Here is a 20,909-nt window from a genome sequence, read left to right on the forward strand (position 1 = left end):
AATAGTCGTTACCTCCGGGCTACATCAGTTAAAACATGCAACTCAGGTAAAGCACGAGTTAAAACACGAATGCCCCCGGTTGATGAATCATCAACCGGGGGCATCGTTTAGCTTTAACCGCAGAACCGAGGTTCTACCGCTAAATGCTTAGTGCTGCTCCAGCTCGGAGTTAGCGTTCACGTTCAGCAGGTCGTACTTAGCGAATGCCTTCGCGGGAACGTCTGCTGCAACCTCGCCGCGCTTTGCCAGCATCTGCAGGGTGCGGACAACAACCGACTCTGCATCGATGTGGAAGAAGCGACGTGCACCCGGGCGGGTGTCTGCGAAGCCGAAGCCGTCAGCACCCAGGGTTGCGAAGTCGTTCGGAACGAACTGGCGGATCTGGTCGGGAACATCCGAAGCGAAGTCGGTGGTCGCGATGATCGGGCCAGCAGCGCCTGCCAGCTTCTGGGTCACGTAAGGAACGCGAGCGGGCTGGTTCGGGTTCAGCAGAGCCTCTTCCTCAGCGGCAAGGCCGTCGCGGCGCAACTCGGTCCACGAGGTGACGGACCAGACGTCTGCGGAGACGCCCCAGTCCTCAGCCAGCAGCTGCTGAGCCTTCTCGATCCACGGAACAGCAACGCCGGATGCCAGCAGCTGTGCCTTGGGACCGGAGGTCAGCGGGGACTCGCTGATCTTGTGGATACCCTTGATGATGCCCTCAACGTCAACGTTTGCCGGCTCAGCAGGCTGGTGAATCGGCTCGTTGTACACAGTCAGGTAGTACATGACGTTGTGGTCTTCGTCCTTGGTACCGTACATCTGCTCGATACCGCGCTCCATGATGTGCGCAATCTCGTAGCCGTATGCCGGGTCGTAAATCTTGAACGCCGGGTTGGTGGACGCCAGGACCGGGGAGTGACCGTCAGCGTGCTGCAGACCCTCACCGGACAGGGTGGTACGACCTGCGGTTGCACCGATGACGAAGCCGCGGCACAGCTGGTCGCCTGCAGCCCAGAAGGAGTCGCCAGTGCGCTGGAAGCCGAACATCGAGTAGAAGATGTAAATCGGGATCATCGGCTCGCCGTGGGTGTCGTAGGAGGTACCGATAGCGGTGAACGCTGCGGATGCGCCTGCCTCGTTAATACCCACGTGAACGATCTGGCCCTCGGGGGACTCGGTGTAGGTCAGCATCAGCTGGTGGTCAACGGGCACGTAGTTCTGGCCGTTGGGGTTGTACAGCTTAGCCGACGGGAAGAAGGAGTCCATACCGAAGGTACGTGCCTCATCGGGGGTGATGGGAACGATACGGTGACCGAAGCCCTTCACACGCATGAGGTCCTTCATCAGGCGGACGAACGCCATGGTGGTAGCAGCGGTCTGCTTGCCGGAGCCCTTCTTGGTCTGTGCGTAGACCTTGGACTCGGGCAGGGTAATCTCGGGCTGTGCGTTTGCGCGGCCGGGGATGTAACCGCCGAGTTCCTTACGGCGTGCCTGCATGTACTGCAGCGCCGGGTGGTTTGCCTCGGGCAGGTAGTACGGCGGGTTGTACAGATCCTTCTCCAGCTCCTCGTCGGAGATGGGGATGTTCAGGTGGTCACGGAAGCCCTTCAGTGCTTCCATGGTGAACTTCTTGATCTGGTGGGTGGAGTTACGTGCCTCGAAGAACGGGCCGAGCTCCGCACCCTTAATGGACTGTGCCAGGATGACGGTGGGCTTGCCCTTGGTCTCCATAGCTTCCTTGTAGGCTGCGTAGAGCTTCTTGTCGTCGTGGCCACCCAGGCGCAGGTTGAAGATCTGCTCGTCGGTCAGGTCTGCAACCAGTTCCTTGGTCTCGGGGTACTTGCCGAAGAAGTGCTCGCGGATGTAGCCACCGTCTTCGCCGCGGAAGGTCTGGTAGTCACCGTCGAGGGTCTCGTTCATCAGCTGGATGAGCTTGCCGCTCTTGTCCTTCTTGAGCAGCTCATCGTAGTCGGAGCCCCACAGGACCTTGATGACGTGCCAGCCTGCGCCGCGGAAGAATGCCTCGAGCTCCTGAACGATCTTGCCGTTACCGCGAACGGGGCCGTCCAGACGCTGCAGGTTGCAGTTGACGACGAAGGTCAGGTTGTCCAGGTGCTCGTTTGCAGCCAGCTGCAGTGCACCACGCGACTCGGGCTCGTCCATCTCGCCGTCGCCCAGGAATGCCCAGACGTGCTGCTCGGAGGTGTCCTTAATCTTGTGGTTGTGCAGGTACTTATTGAAGGATGCCTGGTGGATTGCGTTCAGGGGGCCCAGACCCATGGAAACGGTCGGGAACTGCCAGAACTCGGGCATGCAGCGGGGGTGCGGGTACGAAGGAATACCGTTTGCGCCCTTGGTCTTCTCCTGGCGGAAGCCGTCCATCTGCTCTTCGGTCAGGACGCCCTCAACGAATGCGCGGGAGTAGACACCGGGGGAGGAGTGACCCTGGAAGAAGACCTGATCGCCGCCACCGGGGTGGTTACGGCCGCGGAAGAAGTGGTTCTGGCCCATTTCGTAGAGGTCAGCAACACCTGCGAAGGTGGAGATGTGACCGCCAACGCCGATGCCCTTCTTCTGGGCACGCTGAACCATGATTGCTGCGTTCCAACGAATCCATGCGCGGTACTGGCGCTCGAGTTCCTCATCGCCGGGGTACTCGGGCTGCTGATCAACGGGGATGGTGTTGATGTAGTCGGTCTTGGTCAGAGTCGGGACCTTAACGCCCTTTGCGCCAGCCTCCTTGAGCAGTGCGCGAAGGATGTACTCTGCACGCTCGGTGCCGTGAGTCTTGATAAGGTCCTCGAGGGACTCAGCCCATTCCTGGGTCTCTTCTACGTCGATGTCCTTGAGGCCATCAAGAAGGGTGCTCAGGGAGTGCTCGTTCGGTACGTTAGCCAAACTAATCCAACCTCTCTTCTGTGCGGTTGTGAGATCGCCCGCCGCGCGATGTTGCGTTGTCGAACAATCTTTGTGTTTAAGCGCTATAGGTCTGTAAGACCCACTTCGCTTCTTATCTCTACTATCTTAGACCTAAAGGTGCCTCTCTTGGTCTCAAATGGGGGTTTTTGTGATGTGGGTTTCGCATTGTGACTATCTGAGCGGAAAAAATGCGCATCAAAAGTACTAGTTAGGGTCTTTTTGCACCTAAATGGCGCGGAATGAGGGGGTGTGTCTTACCTGAAAGGTGGCAGCCTTACATGGCTTGCTGTGGCTTAGTGTGGGGTGCGGTGGGAAAATGAAAAAAATATTGAGACATAGAACACGTTCCCTGGATTTGCGCGGCACCTCAAAAGCCCGTATAGTTGTTTCTTGTGTTCGCCACTGGAACGGAAACGAAACAGTGAGAACTACGGGTCTTTAGCTCAGCTGGTAGAGCGCCACGTTTACACCGTGGATGTCATCGGTTCGATCCCGGTAGGACCCACCGATTACCCCGGTACCGTAAGGTACCGGGGTTTTTGTTTACCCGGTTGTATTTACCCATTGACCTGCCGCGAGAGTACCCGGCGGGAGGCTCACGAAAATAATTCGGTCGGGACTGCGATTCCTTCGAGCATAAAACTGCACTCCACCTATATATAGCCTGCCCTCAGCGCGTATCCTTATATACATGACTGAAAACAAGAAGGCACAGATTGGTGTCACCGGCCTTGCTGTCATGGGCGCAAACCTCGCCCGCAACCTGGCACGTAACGGCTACACCGTGGCACTGCACAACCGTTCCGTAGAGAAGACCGACGCACTGCTGGCTGAGCACGGCGCAGACGGCGACTTCATCCGTACCGAGTCCCTGCAGGAACTCGTCGACTCCCTCGAGTCTCCCCGCCGCATCCTGATTATGGTCAAGGCGGGCGCGCCCGTCGACGCTGTTATCGAGCAGCTCACCCCCATGCTCGACGAGGGCGACATCATTATCGACGGCGGTAACTCTCACTTCCCCGACACCATCCGTCGCGAGCACGCCCTGGCTGAAAAGGGCCTGCACTTCGTAGGTGTTGGCGTTTCCGGTGGTGAAGAGGGCGCTCTCTGGGGCCCCTCCATGATGCCCGGCGGCTCCGCAGAGTCCTACAAGCACCTCGGCCCCTTGCTCGAAAAGATCGCAGCGAAGGCACCGCAGGACGGCGCACCCTGCTGCGCATGGATCTCCACCGACGGTGCGGGCCACTTCGTGAAGATGGTCCACAACGGCATCGAGTACGCCGACATGCAGGTCATTGGCGAAGCGTACGACATTCTGCGTTCCATCGCAGGCATCGAGCCTGCACAGCAGGCAGAAATCTTCAAGACCTGGAACGAAGGCGACCTGAGCTCCTACCTGATCGAAATCACCGCTGAGGTGCTCGCACAGGTTGACGCAAAGACCGGCAAGCCCCTGGTGGACGTTATCGTCGACGCAGCGGGTCAGAAGGGTACCGGTCTGTGGACCGCTAAGGCTGGCCTGGATCTCGGTTCCCCCGTCTCCGCTATCGCAGAGTCCGTGTTCGCACGTGCCCTCTCCTCCTCCGAGCGTGAGCAGCGCGAGCAGGCACAGCGTGAACTGCCCGCCGGCCTGATTGCAACCACCGGCATCGGTGCAGGCGACCCCGAGTTCGTTGAGGATGTGCGCCGCGCACTCTTCGCATCCAAGCTCGTTGCGTACGCACAGGGCATGGACCTGCTCACCCGCGCAGGCAAGGAATACGGCTGGGACCTGAAGCTGGACACCATCGCATCGCTGTGGCGTGCAGGCTGCATCATCCGTGCCGAGCTGCTGGGTGACATCATGGCTGCCTACGCTGATGAGGCTCCCGCGAACATGCTGCTGGCACCCGCCTTCAAGAACCTCATGGAGGAGCTCGTTCCTTCCTGGCGTCGCGTGGTGGCTAAGGCAACCGCACTGGGCATCCCCGTGCCGGTGTTCGCATCCGCACTGTCCTACTACGACGGTCTGCGCCGCGACCGCCTGCCCGCATCCCTGATTCAGGGTCAGCGTGACTTCTTCGGTGCGCACACCTACGGTCGTATCGACGAAGAGGGCGCCTTCCACACCATGTGGAGCGGCGACCGTTCCGAGGTGAACGCAGCGGACATTCACGTTCACTAAGCTCCCGTAGCTGAACACAAAAGCCCGCCCCGGCTGGATGAGAATCCGGACGGGGCGGGCTTTCGTTATGCCTTCACTATGCTGTTGCGCGGGGTGCTAGAGAGAAGCATCCCAGGGAAAGAAGCGCCAGTGGAAGAACCGCAGGGGAGAAGCACTGCGGATAGGATATTAGCTAGGAGCCGCCAGACGCGCCTCTACGGGCCCAAAACGCCAGCAAGCACTAAATCCACATGGCGGGGTCAATGTACGCCACAGCGTCCACCAGCGGCTTCTTCTTCTCCGGGGTGCGCGGGCGGTGCTTCGCGGGAATGCCGGTAATAATCGAATCGGCGGGGTGATCGTTGACGACCACGGCGTTCGCACCAATCGCGCTATCGGCACCAATGACCACGGGGCCCAGCACCTTCGCACCGGCACCAATGGTCACGCGGTCACCAATGGTGGGGTGGCGCTTCACCTTCTCCAGGGAACGACCACCCAGGGTCACACCGTGGTACAGCATCACGTCGTCGCCGACCTCAGCGGTTTCGCCAATCACAATGCCCATGCCGTGATCGATAAAGAAACGGCGGCCAATGGTCGCACCCGGGTGAATCTCCACGCCGGTCAGAAAACGCGCAAACTGCGAAAGGGTACGCGCCAGCGACTTCGTCTCTTCCTTCTGCCAGAGCTTATGGGTCAGACGGTGAACCCAAATGGCGTGCATGCCCGAATAGTTCAGCGCAATCTCGACAGCGCCGCGCGCAGCGGGGTCGTGCTGGCGGACGTTCTCAATATCTTCACGCAGGCGCGCAATAAAACTCATTGGGTTCCCTTTCCCTCATCGGTCGTGCTCTGTATGTGTGCGACCTTTCCAAAGGTACCAACAATGAAGCCCTTTCGGCTATTCCCACCCCAATCAGCAACATGGTGGACGCGCCCACTGCTTGGCCTGCCCAGCCGCGCGGATACACACGGGGCGACGCAAAAGAACAGCGGGGGAGCGGCACCAGAGCAACAGGGGAGCCACGGGACAGCTCAGCTCCTTGCCGGTCAGTTCACAGAGTCTTTATTTCGCAGTGGGCATAGAAACGCCCCGCCTGCCGTGTATGCAACCGGCAGACGGGGCGTAGCACTATAAACTGATGCCTCCCACTAACGGGGGCATAGAAGCTCAATTAGCCGCGGATATCCTCGTACAGAGCGGTGGAGATGTAACGCTCACCGAAGTCAGGAACGATAGCCACGATCAGCTTGTCCTTGTTCTCAGACTTCTTAGCCTCCTCCAGAGCAGCCCACACAGCCGCACCGGAAGAAATACCGCCCAGAATACCTTCCTGGGTAGCCAGCAGGCGGGAGGTGCGCATAGCGTCCTCAGCGCTGACCGGGGTCACGGAATCGTAGATGCCGCGGTCCAGGGTGTCGGGAACGAAGTTAGCGCCCAGGCCCTGAATCTTGTGGGGGCCAACGCGACCCTCAGAGAGCAGCGGGGAGTCCTTCGGCTCAACCGCAACAACCTTAACGTCAGGGTTCTGCTCCTTCAGGTACTTACCGGTACCGGAGATGGTGCCGCCGGTGCCAATACCCGCCACGAAGATGTCGACCTTGCCGTCGGTTGCTTCCCAAATCTCGGGGCCGGTGGTGTTGTAGTGAATAGCGGGGTTTGCCTCGTTGGAGAACTGAGACGCCAGGATGGCGTTCTCGGTGGTGGCAACGATTTCCTTAGCCTTCTCCACAGCGCCGCGCATACCCTCGGTACCGGGGGTCAGCACAATCTGAGCACCGTAAGCGCGCAGCAGCACGCGACGCTCAGCAGACATGGTCTCCGGCATGGTCAGGATGACGCGGTAACCGCGAGCAGCACCCACCATAGCCAGCGCAATACCGGTGTTACCGGAAGTACCCTCAACGATGGTACCGCCGGGCTTCAGCTCACCCGACTTCTCAGCAGCGTCAATGATGGCGCGGCCGATACGGTCCTTGACCGAACCTGCAGGGTTGTAGAACTCAAGCTTGACCGCGACGTTACCGGGAAGACCCTCGTCCAGTCGGTTCAGCTTAATCAGGGGGGTCTGGCCGGTTGCTTCAACAATGCTGCTGAGAATCTTTGCCATGGGGTGCTCCTTACATGAGCCTGGGGGAGGCCAGCCGCGACGGGGTCTCCGCAATGAATAATCGGTTACGTGGCAACTCTACTACTCGCCGGCGACAGGTTTAAACCTGCGGTCACAGTTCGTAATAATGCCAGAGAAAAACCTCAAGGAACGAGGTTCAAAAAGAGGGTACAGAAAAGCGCCGCACAAACCCTTTCTCGATAAAGGACAATGAATGTGCGGCGCTCTCTAGAAACATTATGTAGCCCAAAAGACAACCTCTATATATAAGAGTAGTGATGAACTCTGTTCACCGCAAGCTGGAGCCACAAATTTTATTGCCATCAATGGAAAAAACAGTGAAAAACCGCATCCTGAGATGGAAAAGACGCAAAAGCGGGGGAGAGAACCAGCCCAGAGGACTAGTTGATGTCCATGTGCAGGTCCCACTTGTTGTTCAAGTAGCGACCAACGGCCTCACCGAACATCTTCACGTGACGCTTATCAGCCGCCACGGTCTGCTCCTTGCCGTCCTTGAACAGTTTCTCACCCAGATCCACGTTCAGAGTCACAGTCCAGTTGTACGCACCCTGAGCCAGAACCGGCTGCTTAGTGCCAATAGTCAGGGTAGCAGTCGGGTTCACGTACCAGGTCTTCTTCTCATCAATACCCGCCTTAGTGGAGTCCGCGTACTTCTTCATCGCCGCCAGGGTCTCCTGGTCGGTGCTGACCTCGTTCATGTAGTGCATATCGCCGGTGCGCAGCAGGTACTCAAACGCCGCACCGAAGTACGCCAGCGCCGCCGCGAAGCCAGCCACCGAATTCTGGTGCATAGCCTCCGGAACGATCGGGGACGGCACGTTCTGCGGCGGGTGCTCAGCGTTGCCCGGCTGGTACTCGCCGTGCTCCTCCATCTTCTCCAGCTTCGCTACGCCGCTGTAATCCTTATTGTCGTTAGGCAGCGGAGAGCTCGACGCCGAAGCAGAAGCCGACGCAGAAGCGGAGGGAGAAGCAGACGCCGAAGCCGAAGCCGAAGCGCTCGGCGAAGCGGTAGCAGACTCAGAAGCCGCAGCAGAAGCGCTCTCAGAGCCAGAAGCGGAAGCAGATGCCTCAGAAGTAGCCTTAGAGCCACAAGCCGCCAGCAAAGCCATAGAGCTGACGCCCAGCATACCCAGCGCCGCGCGGCGGGTCAGGTTCTCGGACATAGTGATACCTTTCAGTCAGTCGGTGATTGCAACCAGTTTAGCCGCAAACCCAACAGGATACAGAGTTGAGCGGGCGAAGCGTGAGAAGCGCCTCGCAGATAAAAGCGTTATGACAGACTATGACGCCGCGGAGGTGGCGGACGCCTCAGTAGAAGCGGCGGCAGAAGAGGAGGCGGAAGTAGACGGGGAAGCCGAACCGGATGCTGCGCCGGACGCTGCTGCACTCGCGGTAGAAGCGCCTCCCTGAGCGGTGCCTCCTTGAACGGTGGCACCGTATGCCACGCTCAGCTCCCACATCTTCGAATCAGCGTGGTAACGACCGCGGAAATCGCACTCCTGAATCGTCACCTGAGAAGCCGGACCCGCAGCAGTAGCACTCGGGGAAGCAGAAGCAGAGGCGCTCGGGGATGCCGCATCAGACACCAGCGCATCCTCCGACGGCTCAGTAGGCTCAGCAGAAGCCGAAGCGCTCGCCGAGGCGGCCACCGGCTGAATCTTGCCCTCAGCCACCGCCTCCGTACCAAAGTCCAGAGTGTACTGACCCTTAAACAGCAGATTGCCATCACTCATAATCGACGGTTGAGCGCTCGCCAAAGCATAAGAAGCCGACGGGTTCACATACCAGGAGCCCTTCTCCACACCCGCCAAAATCGACGCCGACAGGGCATCCACCTCAGAGCGAGTCTTCGAGGACAGCTGAATGCCGGTCGAGAACGCATCCGTGCTACCGGTCTTCACCAGGTAATCCATAGCCGCCGCAAAATAAGCAACCGCCTCATGGAAACCCGTCACCGTATTCAACGAGAGCTTATCAGTCACCTTCGGCTTCGGAGCATTACGCGGCGGATGATCCACCGTACCCTGCTCATAATTCAACGCACCATCATAGTGGGTGTACTCCACCAGACCCGAATAGTTCTGACCATCATCGCTGTACCCATTCGGGTTAGCGCTCGACTTCGAACCGTTCAGGCTACCGCCCTGAGAACCCGACTGCTGGCTAGAGCTACCCGAGCCGCACGCGCTCAACAGCGCCGCAGAACCCGCAACAGCGGAGGCGCCCACACCCAGACGCAGCAGGGAGCGGCGAGAGAAAGACTGAGAAAAAGAAGACATAAGAGAAAAACCTTGAATCCAGGAAAGCTCGTTACTACCAGAGTAAAACAAATCATGCCCTAACCCGAGTGCGAGTTAGGGCATGATGCCTCATCCATCTGAGGGCTTAAAGGTTGTCACCATTAGAGTTGCCGCCATTACCGGAGTTACCGCCACTGGTGTCACCATTAGCGCCACCGGAAGCACCGCCATTAGCGCCACCATTCTTCGGCTGAGCCGAAGCCTGAACCTCGTACTCATCCTGAATCGTCAGGGTCCAGTCATTATCGTGGCGCACACCGGTAACCACCAGGCCACGCTCAGTGCGACGCACCTTTTCGGACATCTCCGCAGGGGCACCGTCAATGACCACGGTCGGACCCAAATCAATCACCAGGTCAAAGGTCCACTGGACGCTCTTCTTCACCAGCGCGGGAACAGCAGTGAACGCAGACATGGTCACCTTCGGCGACACAAACCAGTCACGATTCTGCGAGCTCTCATTCGACTCATCCATGAATGACGAGAAAGAAGCAATGAACTTATCGTCAGCCTTCGACTCGCGCAGCGGAGCCGCATCACCGGTCAGCACCAGGTAGTTAATCGCCGCATACACGAACGCAATCGAGTCGTACAGACCCTGCACCGAGTTCTCCGAGGCGCTCGCCGGGCGCTTGGGGAGCGGCACGTTCTGCGCAGGAGCAGACTCGGTCGCCGGAACGAAATTACCCTTCTTCTCATAGTTATCGAAGGTAACCTCGCCGCTAAAGTCAGCGCGCGCAGAAGCCGAAGGGGAAATCTGCGGGGTATCCACATCAGCGTCTTCGGCAGAGGACGAGCTACCACCGCACGCAACCAGCAGGGCGCTCAAAGACATGCCCGCAACGCCCGCACCCGCGTAACGCAGGGCAGAACGGCGGCTGATGCCGGTAGTGGAACTGGGAAGCCCGGAGGTCATGGGGAAAAGCGCCACGGAATACCTTTCGAGTGAGAATCTCAGGTGAGAGACGAGTGAGAGAACGCCTCGACGAGCGGATATCACACGCGGACATCCCTCTAGAGACAGTCCTAAGTATAACGCGCCCCCGCCTTCACACCCGTGCGTACCAGCGCCCAAACGAGCGTGATATGCCGCCCATCAGCGAACTTACCGCAGCCAGTGAACTTACGGTAACCAGCGGGAGCATCACACCGAATGGGGTATAGCGAAGGAGGGGACGCGTTCATCGTCTATAGAGATCGTCTATAGGGGAGAGGCTACTGGGCACCTGCCGCGGGAGCAACATCTCCACCAGCGGCACCGGGCTCAGCGGCACCGGGGGCTACGGTCGGCTGAGCCGTCGCAGCTGCAGGTTGAGACGCCACGGGCTGCGCGGGAGCGGTAGCCGTAGGCGCCTGGGTAGCGGCAGGCTGAGGAGCCTGAGCCGCGCCACCCTGACCGGCACTATTCTGGGCACCACCATTCTGGGAGCCAGTGTACTGACGGGAACCGCTCTGGTCGGCACCGCTCTGACCTGCGCCATTCTGGGCGGCACCGTTGTTAGCGGTACCCTGCGCGGCACCGTTACCCGAAGTGTTCGCACCGGCGTTTGCGCCAGCATTAGCCGCCACGGTGCTGTCATCAGTCACCGTCGGGGTGTACGTCGAGGAAGGATGCGCGCGCGGAGTCTGAATCGGCTTCGGAGTCAACGCGGGATCATACTGCTGAGGCGCAATCACCAACCAGCGCTTCGCCTCCTCATCGTACTCAGCATAGAGAGCCTTAATCTCCTGCGCCTCGGTGTCCTCCAGGGGCTTGGTCGTATTGGTTGCCTTCTCAACCTGCAGACCGTGCGCCTGAGTCACGGTGCACGCCCACGAATACTTGGTGCCGCGGGTCGTCGGCTGCTTATCGGTCAGGCGGAAGGTCCACTCACCATCAACCAGCCAGTTCGTGCCGGGCGCATAGAAGGCGCGCAGCTTCTCCAAAGAAGCACGCTGAACAGAATTATCCTGATGAACCACCTGCAGAGCCGGACCGGGATCACCGGTCATGCGGGCGTAGTTCACCGCCGCCGCAAAATACGCGAAGGTGGCGCGCAGGCTACGGGCGTTCTTCTCGTACATGCTCTCATCCTCAACCGGGATGGGCACGGCGCTCGCCTTAGAATCAACACTCGCGGGGCCGGCGGTCGGCTCAATCGTGTAGACCTGACCGGTCTCCGGGTCGGTGCTGCTCATCGGAGCAGCACCGGTACCGGCAACGTACTTGGTCCACTTCAGCTCGCCCGACAGGTTATCGTAGGCACCCGCAATCGAAGCGGAAGGAGTGGGGGAGGCGGTCGCCTCCGCAGTCTTTTTGGAACCGCAAGCGGCAAGCATCGCACCCAGGGCGGCAGTGCCCGTGAGCGCAATAAAGTGGCGGCGGCTGTGAATCATAGTGATCCCCTTGAATGTGCTGTGATGCGGAAGTATCGGTGATAGGTGAAGAGCTCACGCCCTAATCCTCAGCCTAACATCACGCCCCCATCAGAGGGCGTGAAGCAGTCACCCGCGGGGCGGGTAGAGGCGCATTGAGGCGAAAATGGGCGGACCTCATCTAGCCCTAGCCTATAGATTTCACGCGTGGCACACAAATAAAAGCCCTCATCCGTGCCTCATATCACCCAATATGACGGGATCTTTGAGGCACGGATGCAAAGAAGCTTTAGGCTGAGCCTCGAATGTAACGAGCCGCCTTAGAAGAGGTGCTCTCATTCGGGGTCGGGAGCGCACTCGGAGTATTCGCGGACGGTTCAGCGGTAGCCGCCGGGGTGGCGGTAGCGCTCGGGGAAGATTGCGGATCCTCCAGCATCTGCCAGCCCTCTTCGCCAAAGTAGACGTAAGCGTCCGCCTTCTGATTGCTGCCGTAGATGCCGGTGAGCTGCTCACGCTGACGGGTCTCATGGTTGAACAGGAACGCGTTCTCATCCACCTTCAGGGTCGCCTTCCAGCAGTAGACGTCCTGCTCGGTGGCGGGTACCGGCTGCGGGGAGCTCAGATTGATGCACATGGGGTGGTTGCTCTTAGAGACCAGCCAGCCAATGTTGTAGCGGTAAATATCGCGGTACATATTCGCCATGTGGCTAAAGTGCTCCTGTCCGGGCAGGTTCATGAAGGGGTCGGTATCACCGGTGAGGAGCATGTAGTTCTGCGCCGCACCCCAGTACTGCAGGAAGGCGTGCAGACCCTCAACGGTACGTTCCTTAGCCTCCGGAGGCATGATGGGTCGGGGGACATTGACGGCACGGTGACTGAGAGTGCCGTTCGAGAAATTGCCGACGCGCTCAAAGAACTGATCAGGCAGAATCGCCGGGCCTCGGCCGTCCAGAGCGGATTTGGGTAGAGGCTCGGCGTAAGTGATGCTGCGCGTGGTGGTCGCAGATTTAGTCTGGGTGCTCTGAGGTGCCGGTGCGGCATCAGTAGGAGAGGGTTCAGTGAGTGGTTGAGGGCGAGAAACTGCGCTGGGGCTGCAGGCGCTTGCGAGTGCACTCAATGCTACTCCGGAAGAAAGAGCAAGAAGATGGCGACGTGACAGCGAACCGAACATACGCAACCTTTCGCAAGAGTAAAGACGGGCAGGCAGTAACGGGTAGCTCGAATGCAGTTGAGCGAGAGCTCTGTGAGCGTTCCCGAAGGGTGTGGCATACCGCGGTGAGTACGGATGCGATAGAAAGGGCAGGCCAGAAGCCTCCTGAGGGAATCGGTGTGGGTTATGACCTGCCTGGTTGTCGTGCTCAATGATTCTAAGCGTACTTTCAGGTTCGAAACGACCATATCTGCGCTTGAGCGTAAAAAGTTATCAAATCTTAATATTTGCCCGTTTTATGCGGGTTATAAAACGTACCAATGTGTTTGGGATAACCGCATTAAAATCTATTGTTTCCCCTAGAAACTTGGGGATTTTTCGGCTTTTTCTTGATATGAGTAAATCGTAAATTGGAGTTGTTGCACCTCGTGTGTAAATAGTAATTCAACCTCTCCACGTTGTCCGAACACCCATCAAAAACACCCCGAAAAACACCCCCAAACTCCCCGCCGCCGCAACGTGCCCACCGCAACGCCCACACATGGCATGAAGCGGGTTCACCCTATGGGACAATAGCGCTGTGACTACCACCGACTATGCGCAGCTCAAAGCAGCTCGCGAACTGCTCACTCGAATCCCCCTCCCGCTCGACGTAGAAGCCGGCGAAACCCCCGGCACCCCCTACACCGTCGCCCACGACGGCACCGCAGAGCACGGCACCGCCTCCGCACGCACCCTGCTCGCAGCTATGGCACGCCAACTCGACGACTACATTCTGCCGCGCAGCGCCAGCGTCGATAACCCCCTCACCATCGTGGTCGGCGGCTCCACCGGCGCCGGTAAATCCACCCTCGTCAACACCCTGCTCGGCGAACCGCTCACCCAGTCCGGTGCGATTCGACCCACCACCCGCCACCCCGTACTCCTGCACCGCGCAGAAGACGAGGCGGCACTGTCACCCGAACGCTTCCTGCCCACCCTGCCGCGCACCCGCACCTCCGGCATGAACGCCGGATCGCAGGCACTACCCGGCCTCGACCCGAAGATTGCGCGCGCCCTCATTCCTATTACTACCTCGGCGCTACCGCAGGGCATCGCGCTCATCGACGCACCCGATATCGACTCCGTCTCCGAGGAAAACCGCACCCTCGCCAAGGAGCTGCTCTCCGCCGCTGACCTGTGGCTCTTTGTCACCACCGCCAACCGCTACGCCGACGCCGTGCCCTGGGAACTGCTCCACGAAGCAGCCGCACGCTCCATCGCCATCGCCGTGGTGCTCAACCGCGTGCCCGAAGGCGACGAAGAAGCCATCGAAAACGACCTGCGACGCATGCTCGACGAGGCCGGAATCCACGCCGTACTGATTCACACCGTCACCGAACAGCCCCGCGACGAAAGCGGCATGCTCGCACCCGTCAGCCTCGCCCCGCTGACCCTGTGGATCCGCGAACTCGGCGCCGACGCACCCGCCCGCGCCGCCATCGCCCGGCAGACCCTCGCCGGTGCCGTCGAAACCCTCGCCGGTAACCTGCAGGTACTCGCCGCCGAACAGGCACGCCAGCAGGCGGCGCACCAGTCGCTTGCCACCATCGCCGCCGAAGAATACGAGGACGCACTGACCACCATCGACGGCGCGCTCTCCGACGGCTCCCTGCTGCGCGGCGAAGTGCTCTCGCGCTGGCACGACTTCGTGGGAACCGGCGACTTCTTCCGCTCCCTCGACAGCACCATCGGTCGCCTGCGCGACCGCGTCAGCTCCGCCCTGCGAGGCCAGCCCGCCGCCGCACAGAAGGTAGAAGACGCCCTCGAAAGCGGCATCCACGCCGTCGTACTGGATGCGGCCGCACGCGCCTCCGAAAACACCCGCACCCGCTGGCGTGCCAGCCGCGCCGGACGCTCCCTGCTGGCGCGCCTTGATGCGCCGCAGGCTGTTTCTGTTGCGCCGCAGACTGCCTCCGCCGCGCCCGAACAGAACGCAGGCGCAAACGGCGAGGCAAAGGGCAACGAAGCGAAGGGGGAAGTGCAGTCCGCCGAGGACATCTTCTCCGCGGCCGTTGCGGAACAGATTCGCCTCTGGCAGGGCTCCGTCCTCGAAATGATCCGTGAAGAAGGAGCCGACAAGCGCAAACGCGCCCGCTTCCTCTCCCTGGGTGTGAACGCCACCGCCGTGATGCTCATGGTTGCCGCGTTCAGCCTCACCGGCGGCATCACCGGTATTGAGGCGGGTATCGCCGGCGGTAGCGGAGTGGTCGGCACCAAACTGCTCGAGTCCATCTTCGGTGAAGACGCGGTGCGCCGCATGGCAACCCGCGCCCGCACCGACCTGCTCGAACGCATGTCGGGGCTGCTCACTGAGCACGCTCAGCCCTTCACCGCCGTACTGGAAGAAACCGACCCGCAGGCTGATGCCGAGGACATTCACCGCGCCGCTGAGCAGGTGCAGGCAATCGCCGCAGAAATGAGCACCCAGAGTCAAACCACACAGCGCCAAGCCGCAGCCCACACTAACGGCACGGTTGCTCGCTAAACCACTCCGGACAGGCACACCGCACCACCTGACCGCGCACCACAGACGAAGAAAAACGCACTATGACTACCCCCGAGAACAAACTCGAGAATAAAACCACAGATCGAGGCACCGCCCCCGGCGTGGCGACCTCGCCCTTCGCTCGCTCCGTCGCATCCCTGAAAGACGCCATCAGCTACGGCGAAGGACGAGTCCCCGAAACCGTGCTGCTCGACGCCGCCGAAACCCTCGAACGCCTCAGCCAACGCCGCGAACTCTCCACCGAACACACCGTCATCGGCTTCTTCGGCGCGACCGGCAGCGGCAAATCCACGCTCTTCAACGCCATCGCCGGGCAGAACATTGCCCTCTCCGCGCCCACGCGCCCGACCACCTCCACCGTGCAGGCGGCAATCTGGGAGGCAGAAGGCAGCGAAGAACTGCTCGACTGGCTCGGCATCGACAAGCGCGTCTACCCGCAAACTCAGGCGCTCGCCGCCGAAGGAAACACGGCCGAGGGTAGCGAGGTTGCCGGGGGAGCGGCGGCACCCAACGCCGTCACCGAACCGGCACCCGGACTCTTCAACCGCATCCGCCGAGCCGTTGGCGGACGCGGCGAAATGCGCACCCGCACCGGCGGACTGATTCTGCTGGACATGCCCGACTTCGACTCGGTCACCACCACCAACCGCGACCTCGCCGCCCGCATGATGCGCTACGTAGACGTGCTCGTCTGGGTCGTCGACCCCCAAAAGTACGCCGACGCCGTCATCCACCGCGACTTCATGGTGCCGCTTGCCGCCTCCGGCGCGCAGGCGCTCTGCGTGCTCAACCAGGCGGACAAACTCGCACCCGCCGAGGTGCCCGCTGTGCTCGCCTCCCTCACCCGCCTGCTCCAGGCTGAGGGCACCGAGGCGCACCTGCTCGCCGCACCCATCGCCGTTTCCGCCCGAACCGGTGAGGGTGTCGACGCGCTCCGCGATATGCTCGCCCAGGTAGCCGCCGCCAAGAGCCTGTCCTTGCAACGAACCGACGCTCAGCTGCATGCCACCGCCTCCCAGCTACGCACCTACGCCGGGGGAGAGGGCACCGTTCTCGCTGGAGCCTACGCCCTCGAAGCGGAACAGAAGCTCGTGCAGGTATGCTACGCCTCCAGCCACGCCGAGCAGGTTCTGCAGGCGGCAACCGCCTCCTACCGCCGCGCGGCGGGACAGCGCACCGGCTGGATCCTCACCCGCTGGATGAGCCGCCTGAAGGCCGACCCCCTGCGCCGCCTGCACCTGGGGCAGCAGGACGAAACGAAGAGCACCTCTAAAGCTGAGAAGTCCGCGGGAATGCTCGGCTCCGATAGCGAGAATGCACCCGAGCTGGTGGCATCCTCCCTGCCTCCGCTGAGCGCGGCGCAGAAGGCGGGTATGGCAAACGCCGTACGCCAGTACAGCAAGCAGATGGCGAACCGCATCGACGAACCGTGGAAGCGTAGCATGAAGGAAGCCGCCCTCTCCCGCGAGGCGGAGCTACCCGACCTCCTCGAACGCGATATGATGCGCATCGACTACGGTCTGGGCCGCACCCGCGCCCCCTGGGTCATCTTCAACGCCCTGCAGTGGATTGCGCTCCTCAGCGCCCTGGTGGGTGTCGCCTGGCTGACCCTGATCTCCGGCATGGCGTACCTGCAGATTCAGCTACCGCCCGCCCCGACCCCCGAAGGCTCCCCGGTACCCCTGCCGACCCTGCTTCTGCTGCTGGGCGTATTGCTTGGTATCGCCTCGGCGGGCGTGGGCAGGCTACTCACCGCGATGGGCTCACGCTACTACGCACGCAAACTGCGGGGCCGTCTGCAGACCGGCGTGGAGAAGGCAGTACAGACCTGCGTGGTCGCACCGATACAGCAGGAGGCAAAGCGCCTGAACGCATACCGCAAGGCGCTGGACATCTAGCCGAACCGTCCGGCAGACTCAAAGCGCGCACAGAAGAATCCCTCCCCACCTCAATCGAGGCGGGGAGGGATTCTTCCATTAAATCTATACGCTACTGAAGCTTAGTCTTCGTCAGAAGCCTCAGCGCACGGCGCCTGCTGAGACGCCGCAAGCTCACGCAGACCGTCCGTAATCGCCTGAGCAGCCTTAACGACCAGCTCGGGGTAGTTGCGGTTCGGCTGGCGGGTCATGCGGTCAATCGGGCCCGAAATGGACACAGCCGCAATGACCTTGCCGCCGGGGGCACGCACCGGAGCAGAAACCGAGGCGGTACCGCGCTCGCGCTCACCCACGGACTGCGCCCAGCCGATGCGGCGCACAGCCGCGAGCATGGCGGCGCTGAAGTGCGCATCGCGCAGACCTTCAACAATGCGATTTTGGTCTTCCCACGCGAGCAGAACCTGGGCAGCGGAACCAGCCTGCATGGACAGCTGGGTACCGACCGGAATAGATTCGTGCATGCCGGAGGGGCGCGGAGCGGTCGCCGCGCACACGCGCCAGTCGCCCTGGCGGCGGTACAGCTGGGTGGACTCGTCAGCTTCGAGGCTGAGCTTCTGCAGAATCGGGTCAGCCACGGTGATGAGCTCATCAGAAATAGTGGCGGATGCCAGTTCGGTCAGACGCGGGCCGAGCATGAAGCGTCCCTGCACGTCGCGGGCTACGAGGCGGTGGTGTGCCAGCGCCACGGCGAGGCGGTGCGCGGTCGGTCGCGCCAGACCGGTTGCCTTGACGAGGTCGCCCAGGGATACGGGGCCTGCTTCGAGGCAGTCAAGGATGAGGGTTGCCTTGTCGAGCACGCCAACGCCGGAGGAGCCGTGGGAGTGTACCTCTACCATCTGCTCGTCGGCGGCCATGTGTTCGGGCGGCTTGACGGGGTCAACAATCGGTGCGTTGTGTTGTGTGGATGCGTTGGGGTGACGCATTCCGTGTGCGTTAAAACGTGATGCGGAAGGAGTCATTCTTATATTCTATCTCAGAATATGAAAGATACCCCGGACTTCATGGACTCTTTGGAGTGCAGAGCTGAAGATGGAATCACCCCCTACGGGATAAATTATGAGTTTTTCATAATAAGTGTTTATGTGGGTTTATGGGCGAAAATATGCGAAAAACCGCGTAAAAATGCGGGTAATCCCGCAAAATCACCCTGGAGTCATAGAATAAACCCACACAAAAACACTTGCTGGTTCGGGGTGCTTCTAGGCCGTCTCACAGGCTAAGAATCCGCGAAAAAATATGCGACACGCCGCAGGAAAATACCGATTTGAGGGTCCCATCGGGTACATAATCCGCCCCTCAACCCCACAAACCAGCGGCACGCACCACACCGAACGCATCCACCGTAGGAACGCATCAAGCAGGAGAAAGCATGACTAGCGAACAGAACGCAACCACCGCGGGCACCCGTCCGCGCACCCTGGCAGAAAAAGTCTGGGACGCACACGTCGTCGTCCCCGGTGAAAACGGCAAGCCCGACCTGCTCTACATCGACCTGCAGCTACTGCACGAAGTGACCTCTCCCCAGGCATTCGAAGGGCTGCGCATCGAGAACCGCCCCCTGCGCCGCCTCGACCTGACCATCGCCACCGAGGATCACAACACCCCCACCGACAACATCTTCGGCACCATCGCCGACCTGACCAGCCGCACTCAGATTGAGACCCTGCGCCGCAACGCCAAGGAATTCGGCGTGCGCATCCACTCCCTCGGCGACGAGGAGCAGGGTATTGTGCACGTGGTTGGCCCTCAGCTCGGCCTGACCATGCCCGGCATGACCATCGTCTGCGGTGACTCCCACACCTCCACCCACGGTGCGTTCGGCGCTCTCGCGTTCGGTATCGGCACCTCCGAGGTGGAGCACGTCATGGCAACCCAGACCCTGCCCCTGGCACGCTTCAAGACCATGGCAATCAACGTTGAGGGCACCCTCAAGCCCGGCGTGACCGCAAAGGACATCATCCTCGCCGTCATCGCGCAGATTGGCACCGGTGGCGGTCAGGGCTACGTGCTCGAATACCGCGGCTCCGCGATCCGCTCCCTCTCCATGGAGGGCCGCATGACCATGTGCAACATGTCCATTGAGGCGGGCGCACGCGCCGGTATGGTTGCCCCCGACGAGACCACCTTCGAATACATCAAGGGCCGCCAGCACGCACCCAAGGGCGAAGAGTGGGACAAGGCAGTCGAGTACTGGAAGAGCCTGCCCACCGACGAAGGCGCCGTCTTCGACAAGGAAATCTTCATCAACGCTGACGAGCTCGAGCCCTTCGTCACCTGGGGCACTAACCCCGGTCAGGGTATTCCGCTGAGCCACGCCGTTCCCTCCCCGGATGACTTCGAGGACGAGAACGACAAGGTTGCAGCAGAACGCGCCCTCGAATACATGGGCCTGAAGGCAGGCACCCCCATGAAGGACATCCCCGTGGACGTTGTCTTCCTGGGCTCCTGCACCAACTCCCGCATCGAGGACCTGCGCGCCGCAGCCGACATTGTGCGTGGCCGCACCATCGCTGAGAACGTACGCATGATGGTCGTGCCCGGCTCACAGAAGGTCCGCGCACAGGCAGAAGCAGAAGGCCTGGACAAGGTCTTCAAGGAATTCGGTGCCGACTGGCGCTTTGCCGGTTGCTCCATGTGCCTGGGCATGAACCCCGACCAGCTGGCACCCGGTGAGCGTTGCGCCTCCACCTCGAATCGTAACTTTGAGGGCCGCCAGGGCAAGGGTGGCCGCACCCACCTGGTCTCCCCGGTGGTTGCTGCCGCAACCGCTGTGCGCGGTACCCTGTCCGCCCCGTCCGACGTCGTGGCCTAGCACGCCGCTATAGCTAAGGAGCCATTATGGAACCCATTATTAAGCACACCGGCATTGGCGTGCCGCTGCGTTCTTCGAATGTTGACACCGACCAGATTATTCCCGCCGTCTACCTCAAGCGAGTGACCAAGATCGGCTTTGATGATGCCCTCTTCGCTAACTGGCGTAAGGACCCCGAGTTCATCCTGAACCAGGAGCCCTACAAGCACGGTAGCGTGCTGGTTGCGGGCCCGGACTTCGGTACCGGTTCTTCCCGTGAGCACGCCGTGTGGGCGCTGCGCGACTACGGTTTCAAGGTCGTTATTTCTGCTCGTTTTGCCGATATTTTCCGCGGCAACTCCGGTAAGCAGGGTCTGGTTACCGCGCAGGTTGCACAGGACGATATCGAGCTGATCTGGAAGGCGCTGGAGCACGAGCCCGGCACCGAAATCACCGTTGACCTGGAATCCAAGACCGTAACCGTGGGTGCGCTGGTTGTTCCCTTCGAGATTGACGACTACGTGCGTTGGCGCCTCATGGAGGGTCTGGACGATATCGGTCTGACCCTGCAGAACCTCGAGGCTATTGAGGCGTACGAGGCGAAGCGCCCCTCCTGGATGCCCCGCACTCAGGAACTCTAAGCCGAGAG

The 20,909-nt window shown here is 60.8% G+C and carries 14 protein-coding genes and 1 tRNA gene; 6 read left to right on the forward strand and 9 right to left on the reverse strand.

Translation table 11 applies throughout. From position 1 onward, the window contains the following. Positions 1 to 147 precede the first annotated feature (147 nt). Positions 148 to 2,880: a pyruvate dehydrogenase (acetyl-transferring), homodimeric type gene (aceE, locus tag QZ540_RS05285; protein WP_294628258.1), complete on the reverse strand. Its 2,733-nt coding sequence runs from the start codon at positions 2,878 to 2,880 to the stop codon at positions 148 to 150. A gap of 453 nt (positions 2,881 to 3,333) precedes the next feature. Between aceE and QZ540_RS05290 the strand changes: the two genes are divergently transcribed. Together QZ540_RS05290 and gndA are read left to right on the forward strand one after the other, a co-directional pair. Further along, a tRNA-Val gene (locus QZ540_RS05290) sits at positions 3,334 to 3,406 on the forward strand. A gap of 186 nt (positions 3,407 to 3,592) precedes the next feature. Then, positions 3,593 to 5,065, forward strand: coding sequence for an NADP-dependent phosphogluconate dehydrogenase (gene gndA, locus QZ540_RS05295; RefSeq protein WP_070677220.1), 1,473 nt, complete (start codon positions 3,593 to 3,595; stop codon positions 5,063 to 5,065). A 220-nt stretch (positions 5,066 to 5,285) separates the two neighbouring features. Here the strand turns inward: gndA and epsC are convergent, their stop codons facing one another. The 7 genes from epsC to QZ540_RS05330 all read right to left on the reverse strand — a co-directional run bounded on the left by epsC (position 5,286) and on the right by QZ540_RS05330 (position 12,951). Next, positions 5,286 to 5,870: a serine O-acetyltransferase EpsC gene (gene epsC, locus QZ540_RS05300; protein ID WP_294628259.1), complete on the reverse strand. Its 585-nt coding sequence runs from the start codon at positions 5,868 to 5,870 to the stop codon at positions 5,286 to 5,288. Positions 5,871 to 6,222: 352 nt separating this feature from the next. Further along, the gene (gene cysK, locus QZ540_RS05305) at positions 6,223 to 7,158 is read right to left on the reverse strand and encodes a cysteine synthase A (protein ID WP_294628260.1); all 936 of its coding nucleotides are present in this window, start codon (positions 7,156 to 7,158) and stop codon (positions 6,223 to 6,225) included. A gap of 401 nt (positions 7,159 to 7,559) precedes the next feature. Then, a complete protein-coding gene (locus QZ540_RS05310) occupies positions 7,560 to 8,342 on the reverse strand; it encodes a DUF6318 family protein (protein WP_294628261.1) in 783 nt (260 codons plus the stop codon). A gap of 117 nt (positions 8,343 to 8,459) precedes the next feature. Further along, positions 8,460 to 9,458: a DUF6318 family protein gene (locus QZ540_RS05315; protein WP_294628262.1), complete on the reverse strand. Its 999-nt coding sequence runs from the start codon at positions 9,456 to 9,458 to the stop codon at positions 8,460 to 8,462. Between the two features lie 106 nt (positions 9,459 to 9,564). Continuing rightward, the gene (locus tag QZ540_RS05320; protein ID WP_294628263.1) at positions 9,565 to 10,410 is read right to left on the reverse strand and encodes a DUF6318 family protein; all 846 of its coding nucleotides are present in this window, start codon (positions 10,408 to 10,410) and stop codon (positions 9,565 to 9,567) included. Between the two features lie 284 nt (positions 10,411 to 10,694). Then, on the reverse strand, positions 10,695 to 11,855 hold the full coding sequence (locus tag QZ540_RS05325) for a DUF6318 family protein (RefSeq protein WP_294628265.1): 1,161 nt from the start codon (positions 11,853 to 11,855) through the stop codon (positions 10,695 to 10,697). Positions 11,856 to 12,123: 268 nt separating this feature from the next. After that, on the reverse strand, positions 12,124 to 12,951 hold the full coding sequence (locus QZ540_RS05330; protein WP_294628266.1) for a DUF6318 family protein: 828 nt from the start codon (positions 12,949 to 12,951) through the stop codon (positions 12,124 to 12,126). Between the two features lie 613 nt (positions 12,952 to 13,564). On the opposite strand from QZ540_RS05330, the gene QZ540_RS05335 reads away from it, so the two are divergent. Then, positions 13,565 to 15,511, forward strand: coding sequence for a dynamin family protein (locus QZ540_RS05335; protein ID WP_294628267.1), 1,947 nt, complete (start codon positions 13,565 to 13,567; stop codon positions 15,509 to 15,511). A gap of 62 nt (positions 15,512 to 15,573) precedes the next feature. Continuing rightward, on the forward strand, positions 15,574 to 17,430 hold the full coding sequence (locus QZ540_RS05340) for a GTPase (RefSeq protein ID WP_294628268.1): 1,857 nt from the start codon (positions 15,574 to 15,576) through the stop codon (positions 17,428 to 17,430). 101 nt (positions 17,431 to 17,531) lie between these two features. On the opposite strand, the gene QZ540_RS05345 is transcribed toward QZ540_RS05340, so the two are convergent. Further along, positions 17,532 to 18,305 (reverse strand): IclR family transcriptional regulator, encoded by a 774-nt coding sequence (locus QZ540_RS05345; protein WP_294628273.1) that lies wholly within the window; start codon positions 18,303 to 18,305, stop codon positions 17,532 to 17,534. A gap of 533 nt (positions 18,306 to 18,838) precedes the next feature. On the opposite strand from QZ540_RS05345, the gene leuC reads away from it, so the two are divergent. Together leuC and leuD are read left to right on the forward strand one after the other, a co-directional pair. Further along, a complete protein-coding gene (leuC, locus tag QZ540_RS05350) occupies positions 18,839 to 20,281 on the forward strand; it encodes a 3-isopropylmalate dehydratase large subunit (protein WP_294628271.1) in 1,443 nt (480 codons plus the stop codon). Between the two features lie 26 nt (positions 20,282 to 20,307). Next, positions 20,308 to 20,901, forward strand: coding sequence for a 3-isopropylmalate dehydratase small subunit (leuD, locus tag QZ540_RS05355; RefSeq protein ID WP_294628272.1), 594 nt, complete (start codon positions 20,308 to 20,310; stop codon positions 20,899 to 20,901). Positions 20,902 to 20,909 lie beyond the last annotated feature (8 nt).

Origin of the sequence: uncultured Rothia sp. (assembly GCF_916049665.1) — a bacterium.
Classification (GTDB): Bacteria; Actinomycetota; Actinomycetes; order Actinomycetales; family Micrococcaceae; genus Rothia.